Source organism: Achromobacter sp. SLBN-14 (assembly GCF_006715415.1).
Taxonomy (GTDB): domain Bacteria; phylum Pseudomonadota; class Gammaproteobacteria; order Burkholderiales; family Burkholderiaceae_B; genus Achromobacter; species Achromobacter mucicolens.
Genome location: NZ_VFNE01000001.1, coordinates 1,948,487 through 1,961,976, shown reverse-complemented (window position 1 = coordinate 1,961,976; position 13,490 = coordinate 1,948,487). Strand labels below are relative to the sequence as shown.

8 protein-coding genes and 1 tRNA gene are annotated in these 13,490 nt (G+C 64.7%); 5 read left to right on the top strand and 4 right to left on the bottom strand.

Features of this window, described 5'->3' with window-relative positions; translation table 11 throughout:
• Positions 1-21: 21 nt before the first annotated feature.
• Positions 22-1,545, top strand: coding sequence for a 3-hydroxyacyl-CoA dehydrogenase (locus FBY20_RS08950; protein ID WP_142051556.1), 1,524 nt, complete (start codon positions 22-24; stop codon positions 1,543-1,545).
• A 204-nt stretch (positions 1,546-1,749) separates the two neighbouring features.
• Here FBY20_RS08950 and FBY20_RS08945 read toward each other — a convergent pair whose 3' ends face one another.
• The gene (locus FBY20_RS08945; protein WP_142051553.1) at positions 1,750-2,682 is read right to left on the bottom strand and encodes a cytochrome c5 family protein; all 933 of its coding nucleotides are present in this window, start codon (positions 2,680-2,682) and stop codon (positions 1,750-1,752) included.
• A gap of 232 nt (positions 2,683-2,914) precedes the next feature.
• Here FBY20_RS08945 and FBY20_RS08940 point away from each other — a divergent pair.
• Positions 2,915-2,989, top strand: a tRNA-Arg gene (locus tag FBY20_RS08940).
• Positions 2,990-3,273: 284 nt separating this feature from the next.
• Positions 3,274-4,209, top strand: a complete 936-nt coding sequence (locus FBY20_RS08935; RefSeq protein WP_222119266.1) for a LysR family transcriptional regulator — start codon at positions 3,274-3,276, stop codon at positions 4,207-4,209.
• Positions 4,210-4,216: 7 nt separating this feature from the next.
• On the opposite strand, the gene FBY20_RS08930 is transcribed toward FBY20_RS08935, so the two are convergent.
• Positions 4,217-4,684, bottom strand: coding sequence for a Rid family hydrolase (locus tag FBY20_RS08930; protein ID WP_142051548.1), 468 nt, complete (start codon positions 4,682-4,684; stop codon positions 4,217-4,219).
• 84 nt (positions 4,685-4,768) lie between these two features.
• Positions 4,769-5,044 (bottom strand): hypothetical protein, encoded by a 276-nt coding sequence (locus FBY20_RS08925; protein WP_142051545.1) that lies wholly within the window; start codon positions 5,042-5,044, stop codon positions 4,769-4,771.
• 104 nt (positions 5,045-5,148) lie between these two features.
• Here FBY20_RS08925 and FBY20_RS28060 point away from each other — a divergent pair, with 104 nt between their 5' ends.
• Positions 5,149-8,295, top strand: coding sequence for an autotransporter outer membrane beta-barrel domain-containing protein (locus FBY20_RS28060; RefSeq protein ID WP_160144399.1), 3,147 nt, complete (start codon positions 5,149-5,151; stop codon positions 8,293-8,295).
• A gap of 972 nt (positions 8,296-9,267) precedes the next feature.
• Here FBY20_RS28060 and FBY20_RS08905 read toward each other — a convergent pair.
• Positions 9,268-10,430, bottom strand: a protein-coding gene (locus FBY20_RS08905) for an IS3 family transposase (RefSeq protein ID WP_174245396.1) whose coding sequence is annotated in 2 segments (ribosomal slippage) — positions 9,268-10,160 and positions 10,160-10,430 — 1,164 coding nt in all. Because the reading frame shifts where the segments join, the coding sequence is not laid out codon by codon here.
• Positions 10,431-10,856: 426 nt separating this feature from the next.
• Here FBY20_RS08905 and FBY20_RS08895 point away from each other — a divergent pair.
• On the top strand, positions 10,857-13,250 hold the full coding sequence (locus FBY20_RS08895) for an autotransporter outer membrane beta-barrel domain-containing protein (RefSeq protein ID WP_160144397.1): 2,394 nt from the start codon (positions 10,857-10,859) through the stop codon (positions 13,248-13,250).
• Positions 13,251-13,490: the final 240 nt, after the last annotated feature.

Genomic DNA, 13,490 nt, shown 5'->3' with positions numbered 1-13,490 from the left:
AATACAGGCAGGAGATAGTTGATGACGGACATTCAAACCATCGGCGTCGTGGGCGCCGGGGCCATGGGGCGCGGCATCGCGCAGATCGCGGCGCAGGCCGGCTTGCGTGTGCGCCTGTACGATACCAGCGCCGACGCCATCGCGGCCGCGCGCGAGTCCTTGCGCCAGACCTGGGAGAAGCTGGCCCAGAAGGGCAAGCTGACCGCTGCCGACGCGCAAGCCGCGCTCGAGCGCGTCGAATCGGCCACCGCGCTGACCGACATGGCGAACTGCCAGCTTGTGGTCGAGGCCATCGTCGAGCGCCTGGACGTCAAGCGCGATCTGTTCGCGGCGCTGGAAGGCGTGGTGTCCGACGACTGCATCCTGGCGTCCAACACCTCGTCGCTGTCCATCACGGCGATTGCGGCCGCCTGCAAGCGGCCGCAGCGCGTGGCGGGCTATCACTTCTTCAATCCGGTCGCGCTGATGAAGGTGGTCGAGGTCATCGACGGCCTGCGCAGCGCGCCGGAAGTCGGCGACGCCCTGGCCGACCTGGCGCGCCGCATGGGGCACACCCCCGTGCGCGCCAAGGACATGCCCGGCTTCATCGTCAACCACGCTGGCCGCGGCATGAACACCGAAGGGCTGCGCGTGGCGCAGGAGGCGGTGGCCACCTTCGCCCAGGTCGACGCCGTCATGCGCGAGCAGGCGGGCTTTCGCATGGGCCCGTTCGAGCTGCTGGACCTGACCGCGCTCGACGTCTCGCATCCGGTGATGGAATCCATCTACCGCCAGTTCTTCGACGAGCCGCGCTTCCGCCCGTCGCCCATCACGACGGTGCGCCTGGCCGGTGGCCTGATCGGCCGCAAGGCCGGCGAAGGCTTCTACGTCTACGCCGACGGTCAGAAGCAGGTGCCCGCCGAAGCGGCCGCGCCCGCGCTGCCCGACGGCTTGAAGGTCTGGGTCAGCCCCAAGCATGGCGAAGGCTACGCCCGCGCGTCCGCGCTGGTGGAAAAGCTGGGAGGCACGCTGGTCACGGGTTCCACGCCCGACGCCGATGCGCTGATTCTGGTCACGCCCTTCGGTGAAGACGTGTCCACCACCGTCTCCGCGCAAGGCTTGAACGCGGGCCGCACGGTCGGCCTGGACACGCTGTATGCGTTCGACGGCGCCAAGCGCCGCACGATCATGGTGTCGCCGGCCACCGAAGCCAAGTGGCGCGACGCCGCGCATGCGCTGCTGGCCGCGGACGGCGTGCCCGTCACGGTGATCGAGGATTCGCCCGGCTTCATCGCGCAGCGCATCGTGGCGCACATCGTGAACATCGCCTGCGACATCGCGCAGCAAAAGATCGCCACGCCCGAAGACATCGACCTGGCCGTGACGCTGGGACTGGGCTATCCCGTGGGCCCGCTGGCCCTGGGCGACAAGCTGGGCGCCGACCGCATCCTGGAAATCTTGAAGAGCATGCAGCGCGTCACGGGCGACACCCGTTACCGCCCGAGCCTGTGGCTGCAACGCCGCGTGCAGCTGGGCATGTCGCTGCTGAAGTCGACGGCGGACTGATCGCTGCGCGGCAAGGTCGGCAAGGTGTCTGACACCCAGGCGAGATGGTCGTCAATGTGCGGCGGTGTCTCAACGGGTGTCAGACACCTTTTCTCAGCGCAACAGGTGCCTGACACCTTTTCAACGCATGAAGATGTTGCGGCCATGAAAAAAGCCCCTTGAATCATCAAGGGGCTTTTTGTTGCCTGACGTGCCGGCGGGGTATTACTTGGCGGCATCCACCATGTATTGGACGGCGGCGCGGATGTCTTCTTCGGAGGCGTTGGCGGCGCCGCCCTTGGGAGGCATTGCGCCCTTGCCCGTTATGGCGACCTTCACCATGGTGTCCATGCCGGTCTTGATGTAGGGCTCCCAGGCAGCCTTGTCGCCGAACTTGGGCGCATTGGCGACACCCGTGGCGTGGCACGCGAAACAGGCCGTCTTGTAGAGCTTTTCGCCGGCCGGATTGACCGCGGCAGCCTGTTGGGCGGGGGCCGGGGCAGCAGCGGGTGCGGCTGCGGCGGGTGCTGCGGCAGCCGGTGCAGCGGCTGCCGGCGCTGCTGCGGCCGGTGCTGCTGCGGCCGGTGCACCGGCTTGGGCGGCGGGCGCGGCTGCGGCCTCGCCTTCCTTCTTGGCGCCTTCTTCGGCGGGAGCGGCGGGTTCTTCCAGCGAGGCGCCGGACTTGTTGGCCATGTACACCACGGCGCGCGCGACTTCGTAGTCGGACAGGGCCGGGTTGCCGCCCTTGGCGGGCATGCCGCCCTTGCCGTGCAGCGCGACCTTCAGCATCTCGTCGTAGCCTGCCTTGATGAACGGCGCCCACGCGGCGTTGTCGCCCATCTTGGGAGCGCCCGCCACGCCAGCGGTGTGACAGGCCGTACAGACAGCGGCAAAGACCTGCTCGCCGGTCTTGAAGACCTTGGGCGCGTTGGCATCAACCAGTTCGAAACCTGCCACGGGGGCGATCCGCCGGGCGACCGCTTCGCCGGACAGGGCGTCCGACCCGGCGCCGGTCTTGGTGCCCGTGACCACCATGTTCACCAGAAGGATGATGATGGCGATGGGAACCACGAAAGCCAGGACGACCGTGACGATCAGTTGCTTCGGGGTCTTGATGGGGGAGGAGTGCTCTTCTATGTGTTCCTGCTCGTTGCTCATGACCAAATCCTGCTAACGGGTACCGGGGGCGCCTTGGCGGCGGCAACAGAAAATCAGTACTGCACAAGTCGGCGGCAACCCATGCCCGCCTGCAAGCAAACGCTGGATTATATAACGGTGTCAGGGACGATCGTCCAATGTGTCAGGACGGGTTTTCGATGAGTTTGCCGGAAGATTTGATCCAGTTCATGCAGATCGCGCAAAACTGGGTACAATACCGCCTCCTTGCGCTGCGCCCGTAGTTCAATGGATAGAATGAGAGTTTCCGAAGCTCTTGATACAGGTTCGATTCCTGTCGGGCGCGCCAATCCAGACAAGCTGTGCGTTTTCCAGGGCCCCTTCATAGGGGCCTTTTGTTTATGCGCCGTTCGGTTATGCGGATACGGTTATGCGGATTCGGTTATGCGCATTCTCTGTGCCTAAGCGCTTTTCATGGCGTCAAGCATCCTTTCCGTTCAGCGCTTTGATTCGACGCCTGCGACGGGCGCTTACGTTTTACGCTTACGTCTCACGTCCACGTAAGAACATCTGCCGATCATGGCGCCGCCAAAACCTGCCAAAGCCCTTCCCGCGTCCGCGACCAGCCTCGCCTTGGACAACGCCGCCGCGCCGAACACGTTGTCATGGGATGACCTACGCATCGTCAAAGTGTTGAGCGATTGCGGCAATCGGTCCTTGGCGGCCGAAAAGCTCGGCATCAATGCCTCGACGGTGTCGCGCCGCGTGGCGCAGGCCGAGGCTGCGCTGGGCGTTGCCTTGTTTGACCGGCGGCGCGCAGGCTACAAGCTGACCGCCGAAGGGATGGAGCTTCGCGCGCTGAGCGAGCGTGTCGAACTCGATGTCGTCAGTGTGGCCCGCCGCATTTCCGGTTCCACGCATGACCCGCACGGCACGCTTCGGGTTGCCACCAGCGACTCGCTGCTGCTGTATTTCCTGACGCCCATCATTGCCGAATTCAGGGCAACCCACCCCTCGCTGTCGATTGAGGTCCTGGTCGGGAACGACACCCTGGACCTTGCCCGCGACGAGTCGGACATCGCGCTACGAGCCACCCAGCGGCCGCCGCAGAGCTGGGTCGGGCGCAAGCTGGCAGGCATCGCGTGGGCGCCCTACGGAAACGCGCAACAGTTTCGGCGCAAGGCGCCTGCGGCGGACCGCATTCACGACCTGAGTTGGGTGTCCTACGCGGGCGGACTGGCTGGATTGAAGGCCGCTCGCGTTCTTGAAGGCCGGGTTGCACCGGCGAATATCGCGTACCGATCCGATTCGGTCGCCGCCGTCGGCGCGGGCATCGTTGCGGGGCTCGGGGTGGGCTATCTGCCCTGCATGCTGGGAGACACGATGGCCGACCTGGTGCGCGTGGGTCCTGTCGTGCCCGAGCTTGCGGATGACCTCTGGCTGCTCACCCACCCCGACATCCGGCGCTCACGGCGCGTTCAGATCTTCATGCGTTTTTGCGCCGCGGCCGTGGCCAAGCACAAGGCCTTGATCGAGGGCCGCCAGGCGCGGCCCCCGTCAAAGATCTGATGGTTCCTCAAATGGCAGTGCGAGGACGCAGCACCGCCTTGCAGGCGATCTCGATCAACTGCGCGGGCATCGCCAACCGGGAGACACCGATCAGGTTGCTGGCGACCTGGGGACGATCGGTGCCATAGGCGGCCTTGCGCACCTTGCCTGCAGCCGCAAAGGCGGCATCGACGTCCAAGACGTACAGCGTTTCTTCCACGACGTTATCCAGCGTGGCGCCGAACTTGCCCAGCAAGGCCGCCAGGTTCTCGTAGGTCGCGCGCATCTGCGCTTCCATGGTGGAGAAGTCACGCGGCTTGCCTTGGTCGTCAAGTTCGGCCGGCGCGATCAGGTTGCCATCCTGGTCGTGATTGAGCTGGCCCGACACGTAGATATCGTTACCCACCTGCACCGCCTGCGCATAGCCATAAGCGTCTTCCCACGGCACGCCCCAATAGGCGGTTTTCTTTTCGAGCGGATTCGAGTGCGTCGTCATGGCTTTCTCCTGGGATATTGGGGAAATGAAGTTCGGTGATCAGAAGGCTCCAGCGTAACTGCGCAATGGAAATACGAGAGCGCATTATTGCGCCGGTGCGGCGCAAATTTGCACTTCGTCACGCGCCCGGATAACGCCTGCTCGGTCGACGGTCACCTGTCCGGATGACTGGCACGGCAACGATCCGAACGCAATGGCGATCCGTCGGATTTCGATGCCTACGTTGATGTTTGAGAAAGCGGTCGCGCCATCGGAGTAATAGTGCTCTCGGTGAATCCGCCGGCTCTGAACACAATCGATCACACCGACGAAGTGGGCGCCAACGATCTGCGGCCCGGCTCCGTCTTTCAACGTGAACAAACGGCTATTCACGCGCACGCGGTCACTTGCCGTCGCCGTCAGCTGCGCGCCGGGCGGAACGAGAAGTCGCCGCGCGTGAATCCGAAACTCAGGATGATCGATTGATGGACGTGGATTCCCGCGCGGCGCACCAACGTGCCGATTCAACGCTGTTTCTCAAGGCCCGAACAACCGCGAACAGGCTCTGCTTTGGCCTGCTGCTGCTTTCCGTCGACGTGTCGCACCCTGCCGTTGCCTCTGGCGGGATCGTTGGCGCGTCGGGGGCAGGCGGCCAGGGAGGCGCATCCAATGGAGGGCGCGGCGGCGACGGTGGAGATGGCCAGGCCGCCCTGGAGCTTTCGACGTCGTACACCACGGCAGGCAACGTCGAAGGCGGGGCCGGCGGCGGCGGTGGGGGTGGCGGTGGCGGCGGGCATGGCCATTCCATGGGCGGCGCTGGCGGTGCCGGGGGGAACGGCGGGGCCGGCATCGTCATCTCAGGCGACGCGGTGGTATTGCACAACGACGGCTGGTCAATCCGCGGCGGCAAGGGCGGTGGCGGCGGCGGAGGAGGCGGCTCCACCTTCCATTTCTCTGTGGAAGCAGATGGTGGTCGCGGTGGCGACGGCTCGACGGGCGTAGGCGGTGCCGCGGGCGGGGGCGGGGGAGGCGGGGCGCATATCCGGACGGGCTTCGGGGGAGACGGCGGCAATGGTGGAGAAGATGGTCTGGCGGGGGGCAGTGGTCCCCCAGGTATTTCGTGGGCTGGCGGAGGTGGCGGTGGCGGCGGCACGTCCGCCAACGGTGGGGCTGCAGGCCAGGACGTGTGGCCGGTGATAACTGAGGGGTTGGGCGGAGCGGGGGGTATTGCCGGCGGGGCATCCGGCGTCGCGGGAACCAATGCCATGCATTATGAAGGTTTTGCAGCCGGTGGAGGGGGCGGAGGCGCGCCAGGCGGCGCGGGTGGCAACGGCGGACAGTACACGCGCTTCGATACGAACGGCGGCGGCGGCGAGGGCAGCAGCAATCACGGCGTCTACGTCACGGGAGCCGATTCCGTCATCATCAACGCGGGCTCCATCATGGCGGGGCCCGTCAACCAGGACACCGCAATCAAGTATGCGGGGACCGCCAGCAACGCGACCTTGATGCTCCGGGAGGGCAGCGTGATTCAAGGCCTCGTCGACGCGACCGAATCGGCCGGCAGAAACACACTGGTCCTTGATGGCGGGGCCGCGCTGGCCTTTGACGTCGGCAAGATTGGCGACGGCGCACAAGGCCAGTATCTGGGCTTCAACGCATTCGAGAAGACGTCTGACGGCATGTGGGCGCTGACAGGGGCGCCCGCACTGGCGCTCACGCCTTGGACACTACTCGGGGGATGGCTTGCCATTACGGACGACGGCGCGCTGGGTGATCCGGCTGGTGGCCTCGTCTTCGACGGCGGCGGGTTGCAACTGAACGCCAGCATGTCGTCGCAGCGCGATTTTCAGTTGCGCGGTGATGGCGCGGTCCACACGGCCGTCGGCACGGTGTCCGTGATGCAGGGAACGATCAGTGGCGCAGGCAACCTCACCAAGACCGGTTCCGGCACATGGATCATCCTGGGCAGCGATACCGGATCGGCCAACACCACGCCGGCGGGGCCGCTCACCCATACCGGCGTGACGCGTGTCGACGAGGGCATGCTGGTCATCCATGGCACGGCCCTGGGCCAGGCCCATCAAGCGGCCGCCAGCGTCGCCGGCGCCAGCAATGCGACATTGAGCCTTGCGAACGGCGCCAGGCTCGACGGCCAGATGGACGGACCGAACCTCATCATCGATGCAACTAGCCGATGGAACGTCCTGGCCGATGCCGCTACCGCCGCGCAGGGCCTCAACCTCAGCAGCGTCAACGCACTTCAGCTTGCTGGCAGCATCGCCTTTTCGCCGCCCTCCGATGCGGCGAACAATCAAGCCGGCCGCACAGTCACCGCCAACAACCTGGTGGGCGCCGGTGGCGAAGTGCAACTGCACGTGAACCCGACCGGCGCCGCGGATCACCTGACGCTGACCCAGGGCGCCACGGGGTTGACCTACCTGAAGCTCATCACGCCGGGCGGCTTCGGAGATCCGTTGGCCGGCGACGGGTTGCTGGTGGTCAAGGCCGGCGCCAGCACCGACCACGCGTTTCTACAAACCCCCGGACAACCCACGCAGGCGGGCGCATTCAATTACGGGCTGGTGCAAGGCGCGAGAAACGGCGCAGCGGATCTGGCCAACAACTGGTATCTGTTCAGCGATATCCGTCCCGAGGTGTCCATCTACTCGCAGTTGGGCAATCAGGCCTTGCGGCAGTCCGAGGTGGCGGTGGGGTCGTTCAACGAACGGATGGGAGCGACCGAAACGCTGGCGCGAACGGTCTACCCCTATGTCTGGGCGCGGTCGCTGGGCGTCCTGGAACGCCGGGATGGCGCGCCTCAAGGGATCCGGCAAGCGAATGTCGCCGTGGATTCGCGGTTGGGCGGGCTGCAGGTGGGAACGGACCTGTTCGTGGCCAGCAAAGGTATCGGCCGCCAGAGCGTGGGCGTGTTTGGTACGGCAATGGCTTCCCGTAACGACGTGTCGCACTATCAGGCATCCACGCGATCGACGGTGGATGCCGGCCGCAGCGATCAAACCCTGTATGGCCTGGGCGCTTACTACACGTTGATGGACGGCAAGGGCGGTTACGCCGATTTCGTCGGACAGGTCAGCCGGTATGGCGTGAGGACGCAATCGCGCGGTGCGCATGGCACGTCCCTGCAGACATCCGGATGGGGCGCCGCGCTTTCCGCCGAAGCCGGAAAGGCCTTCGATATTCGCGACGGCCGCGGTCTGCGCGTTGAGCCGCAAGCCCAGGTGATGGTCCAGCACGTCAAATTGCGTGACGCTGAAGACAGCGTGGGCCGGGTTGCCCTGCCGGGACTGAACGCGCTGCATTCGCGTGTGAGTCTGAAGCTATCGAAAGTCTGGGGCGAGCAAGCCCAGACGCAAAGCCACGGCTGGCTGATGCTGAGCTACCTGCATACGCACGGAAAGTCCTCCAGTTCGTATCCCTCCGCCACGCAGGGCGACATCGCATTCGACAACGATCTGGATGGATCGCGCATCGGTCTGGCGGCGGGATATGACCGGCGCGCGGGCAGGAACATCTTCGTCAATGTGCGGGTGCAGGCCGAACAGGGCTTGGGCAGCTCGTCAGGATTGCGGGCGGTGGCCGGCTCGGTGGGGGTGAAGTATCTGTTCTAGCGACCTTGCATGAAGAGGCCCGCCGGATCGCTGGCACGGTCTTGGAACATGCGCCATAGCGATCGTCTGATTTTCCACGGCAACTGATTCTTATAAAGACTGTCGCGCATTCCGAGTAATCCTACTCTGGGTGAAGCCGGGACGCATAAAGAGAATCTGAGACACCGACGACACGGGCTTTAACGCTTTTCAGCTCGCAGCCGTCGCTCGACGTGATTAACCGGATTACTCAAACGCGCGACCGGCGACCCCGGTGTTCCACGTTCTTGCGAGATCAAGTTCACGATTCTGCCTGGAGCGTCCCCTGTGCTCCCGGTGCAATCGAATTCGCGAAGCCGCGCGTGAATCCATACCCAGGATGAACCAACGATGCACACGGATTCTTGCTTGGCGTTGCAACATGAACACTCGACTCGAAATCGAATCGACAAGGCGCGCGGTATTGCGCTCAAGCTTTGTTTTGGCCTGTCTCTGATCTCTCTTGGCATGTCCCCGCATCCGGCCGCACGCGCCTTGATCGTCGGCGAGGCGGGGGTGGGCGGTGCAGGCGGGGCTGCCAACGGGGGCAATGGGAGCGACGGCGGGGATGGTTTTGCCGCCCTCGATCTCACGACGTCCTACACCACCTATGACGACATTGAAGGGGCGCCCGGCGGTGGCGGGGGCGGGGGGGGCGGAGGCGGGCAAGGGGGCTATGTAGGCGGCGCAGGGGGCGCGGGCGGCAATGGCGGGCACGGCATCGTGATCTCGGGTGATGGCGTGGTTCTGCATAACGACGGCTACTGTATTAGCGGCGGCAAGGGGGGGGGCGGTGGAGGCGGGGGCGGCGGTAGTTTCAGTGAGAACATTGTCAGCGACGGCGGCCGCGGTGGTGACGGCGCGGGGGGGACTGGTGGCGGCGGTGGGGGCGGCGGCGGCGGCGCGGCGGATATCAACCCCGGCGGGATGTCGTGGTCAAGTTTTAGTGGACACTTAGGTCGGTTGTTTTCGCGGCCGGCGGGCCTCATAGGTGGCCGGAGCCAGATACCCTAACGTAGAGTGCAACCGCCGGGTGTTGTAGAAGTTCTCGATGTAGTCCTGGATGTCCCGATGGGCCTCGGCACGGGTGGCGTAGGACGCCTTCCATAGGCGTTCGACCTTCAGGCTCAGGAAGAATCTCTCCATGACTGCGTTGTCCCAACAGTTTGCTCTGCGACTCATGCTGCACACGATGCCGTGCGCAGCAAGAATTGCCTGGTATTCCGCGCTTCCGTACTGGAAGCCTCGATCGGAGTGAAGCACGAGCCCAGGTCGAGGTCGGCGCTGCCGAATTGCCATCTCCAGTGCTTGGCGAACGACGGGCGTATGCGTCGTTGGCGATGTCGCCCAGCCAATCAGACGTCGCGAGTACAGATCCAACACGGCGGCCAGATGAAGCCATCCCTGAGCCGTATTGATGCAAGTGACATCCGTCACCCAAGCTCGGTTGGGCTGGCTCACATCGAACTGCCGATCGAGCACGTTCTTGAACGTCGGCTGCCCTAAATCGGTGATCGGGTTGCGAACGAACCGACGCTTCCAAACGGGTCTTAGAAAGGCCTGCCGCATCAGAGTGCGCGCACGATAGCGGCCAATGACAATGCCTTCAGCTCGCAACGCGTGAGAGATACGGCGGCTACCGTACGTCGATCCACTTGCGTTAAATGCCGCGGCTACATGCACCTGTTCGCGCAACGCCTTAGGACGTATCCGTCGGCTACGCTGAGCGTAATAACCGGATCGGCTAACACCCAACACCCGGCAGATGTGGCTGACGTGATAGGCCTTCTGTTGCATATGCGCCACCAGGGCAAAGCTCACTTGAGCTCGCGGGCAAAGAAGGCCGAGGCTTTTTTTAACAGCTCCATGTCCACCTTCGCTTGGCGCAACTCCATCTCCAACTCGCGGATACGTCGTTGCTCGGGCGTGATCGGCAAGCCTGGACCAGGATCGCCCAGTCGATCTGCCTTGTACTGGACCAGCCACCGCCGCAGTGCTGTCTCGCCTATCCCCAACGATTTGCAGACCTCGGCCACGCTAAGGTCTTTGTCCATAACCATGTGAACCGCCTGAAGCTTGAACTCAGCCGTAAAGGCACGCCGCTTTATCTTGGTCATGACTCACCTCCTAGGTTCAACCTAAATGGGTGTCTACCAAAATTAGACCACTACAGGATCGATGGAACGGGCTACGGCGGCAATGGCGGCAATGGGGGAGAAGATGGTATGCCGGGTGGCGGTAATCCGGGGTATGCAGGTGGCGGTGGGGGTGGCGGCGGCACCTACACCAACGGCGGGTCGCAGGGCGATGGATTATCCAGCCCAATTCCGGGTGTAGGCGGATCAGGCGGTATCGCTGGCGGTGAGGCCGGCGTCGATGGTGGCATAGCGGACACAGCAATTTGGGCCGGGGGCGGTGGAGGCGGCGGGGCGGCTGGCGGATCGGGCGGCGCCGGCGGGGCGGGCACCACATTCGCCGGTGGCCCCCCGGGCGGTGCCGGCGGCAACAGTGGTCACGGCGTCCACGTCACAGGCGCCAACTCCGTGATCATCAATTCGGGCACGATCTCGCAGGGGCCGGCGAACCAGAACATCGCCATCAAGTATGCGGCGACCGCCCATGATTCCACGCTGGTCCTGCAGGCCGGCAGTGAAATCATCGGCCTGGTCGACGCCACGGAGTCGGGCGGCAAGAACACGTTCAGGTTGGATGGCGGCGCGGCGCTGGCCTTTGATGTCAGCCTGATTGGAAGCGGCCCGCAGGCCCAATACCTGGGCTTCAATGCCTTCGAAAAGACCTCGGAAGGAACCTGGACGCTGACGGGTACGCCCACCCAGGCCCTCACGCCGTGGACGCTGTCGGGCGGGTGGCTCGCGATTGCCGACGACGCCAGCCTGGGTGACGCGAGCGGCGCACTCACATTCAACGGCGGCGGCTTACAGTTGGACGCCAGCGTGACCTCGCAGCGCGACATGCAGTTCGTCAGTGACGGCGCGATCCGCACGGCGGATGGCACGGTCTCCGTGATGGAGGGCGCGATCACCGGATCGGGCTCGCTTACCAAGACCGGCGCGGGGACGTGGATCATCGGCAGCGACAATGCCTTCGCCGGCGCAACGCTGATCGACGACGGCGTGCTGCAACTGGGCGCGGGCCAGGCCGTCGGATCGTTGGGGGAGGGCGTGATCGAGAACAACGCCGTTCTGGCCATCGACCGCACCGATGCAGTCATCCTGTCCAACGCCATATCGGGAACGGGCGATCTGCTGCAGGCGGGTTCGGGCACGACCACGCTGACCGGGCCGCTTACCTACACCGGCTTCACGCGGGTGGACAACGGCACGCTGGTCATCGATGGCACCTCGTTGGGGCAGGCCGATCACGCGGTTGCCCAGGTCGTTGGGGCAGGCGATGCCGGCCTCGGACTGGCCAACGGCGCACGGCTGGACGGCTGGGTGGATGGACCGAATCTTTCCATCGACGCGGCCAGCCGTTGGAACATCCTGACCGATGGGTCCAACCCCGCGCAAGCAAACAACCTCAGCACTGTCAACGAACTTCGGCTTGCCGGCAGCGTCGCGTTTGCGCCGCCCGCCGAGTGGACCCACGATGCCATCGGCCGCACGTTCACCGCCAACAATCTGGCGGGCGGCGGCGGGGAAGTGCAGCTGCACATGATTCCGACCTCGGCCGGCACGGTGGATTACCTGACCTTGAATGCGGGGGCGACGGGGCTGACGAATCTGACGCTCAACACCGACAGCGGCTTCGGCGATCCGCTACACGGAAACGGCTTTCTGGTGGTCAAGGCGGGCGCCAGCACGGACAACGCGTTCCAGCTGACGCCCGGCCAGGCGCCTCGGGGCGGGGCGTTTCGCTATGTGCTGTCGCATGGCGCGCAGGATGGCTCGCCGGCACTTGCCAACAACTGGTACCTCATCAGCGAGGTCCGCCCCGAGGTCTCCATTTACTCGCAGCTGGGCGGGCAAGCGCTGCGGCAGTCCGAATTGGCGGTGGGCACCTTCAACGAGCGCATGGGCGCGACCGAAACGCTGGCTCGGAAGGTGTACCCGTATGCCTGGGCCAGATCGCTGGGCGGTTGGGAGAACCGCGATGGTGCGGCGCGTGGCATTCTGCAGTCGCAAGTGGGAAGCCGCACGACGCTGGGGGGCCTCCAGGTGGGCACGGACCTCTTTGTGACCAACAAGGGCATCCGCCGCAACAGTCTGGGCGTGTTCGGCACCGCATTGGTTTCCCGCGCGGACGTGGATCATTACCAGGCCTCCACGCGTTCAACCATCAATGCCGGCCGCAGCGACCAGACGATGTATGGCTTGGGCGCGTATTACACGATGATGGATGGCAAGGGCGGGTACGTCGACGTCGTCACGCAATTCAGCCGGTATGGCGTGAAGACCCAATCGAGCGGCGCCGACGGCATGTCGATGCGAACGTCGGGCTGGGGCGCGGCGCTGTCGGCCGAAGCCGGCAAGGCGTTCGACATTGGCGACGCGTCTAGGGGGCTTCGACTCGAACCGCAAGCGCAGGTGATGGTCCAGCACGTCAAGCTGCGCGACGGCGATGATGACCTCGGTCAGGTTGCGCTGCCAGCATCGCGTGCGCTGCATTCGCGCGTGAGCCTGAAGCTGTCAAAAGCCTGGGGCGAGCAGGACGATGCGCGCAACCACGGCTGGCTGATGCTGAGTTACCGGCACACGCTGGGGGAGTCGTCCAGCGAATACCAGACGCTCACTCAGGGCGACATTGCTTTTGACAACAAACTGGACGGATCGCGTGTGGGACTGTCGGCAGGCTATGACCGGCGGGCGGGCAAGAACACGTTCGTCAATGTGCAGTTGAACGCCGAGCAGGGCTTGGGCGGCGCGTCGGGCTTGCGCGCGGTGGGGGGCTCGTTGGGGATCAAGCACCTGTTCTAACGTTCGCGGGTCCGCGTCTTGCACGACCCATCCTGTAGCGGCCGATGTGCTGGCGTCGGCCGCTCTCAGATCAGTCGGATTCTACGAGGGCCGGTGATGATTTTGGACGCTTGCGAGCCAACTGAGTAAACGTACTCTCGGCGAATCCGAGGCGCGTACGGAACACTGATCACGCCGACGAGAGGGTTCCAGCAAGCGCTCAATACCCGCAGTCCACGTCGCGCGATGTGATTAATCGGA

Excerpts from the sequence above, each read along its gene's own strand:
- FBY20_RS08950 (WP_142051556.1), top strand. The coding sequence starts at position 22 with ATGACGGACATTCAAACCATCGGCGTCGTGGGCGCCGGGGCCATGGGG.
- FBY20_RS08945 (WP_142051553.1), bottom strand. The coding sequence starts at position 2,682 with ATGAGCAACGAGCAGGAACACATAGAAGAGCACTCCTCCCCCATCAAG.
- FBY20_RS08930 (WP_142051548.1), bottom strand. The coding sequence starts at position 4,684 with ATGACGACGCACTCGAATCCGCTCGAAAAGAAAACCGCCTATTGGGGC.
- FBY20_RS28060 (WP_160144399.1), top strand. The coding sequence starts at position 5,149 with ATGGACGTGGATTCCCGCGCGGCGCACCAACGTGCCGATTCAACGCTG.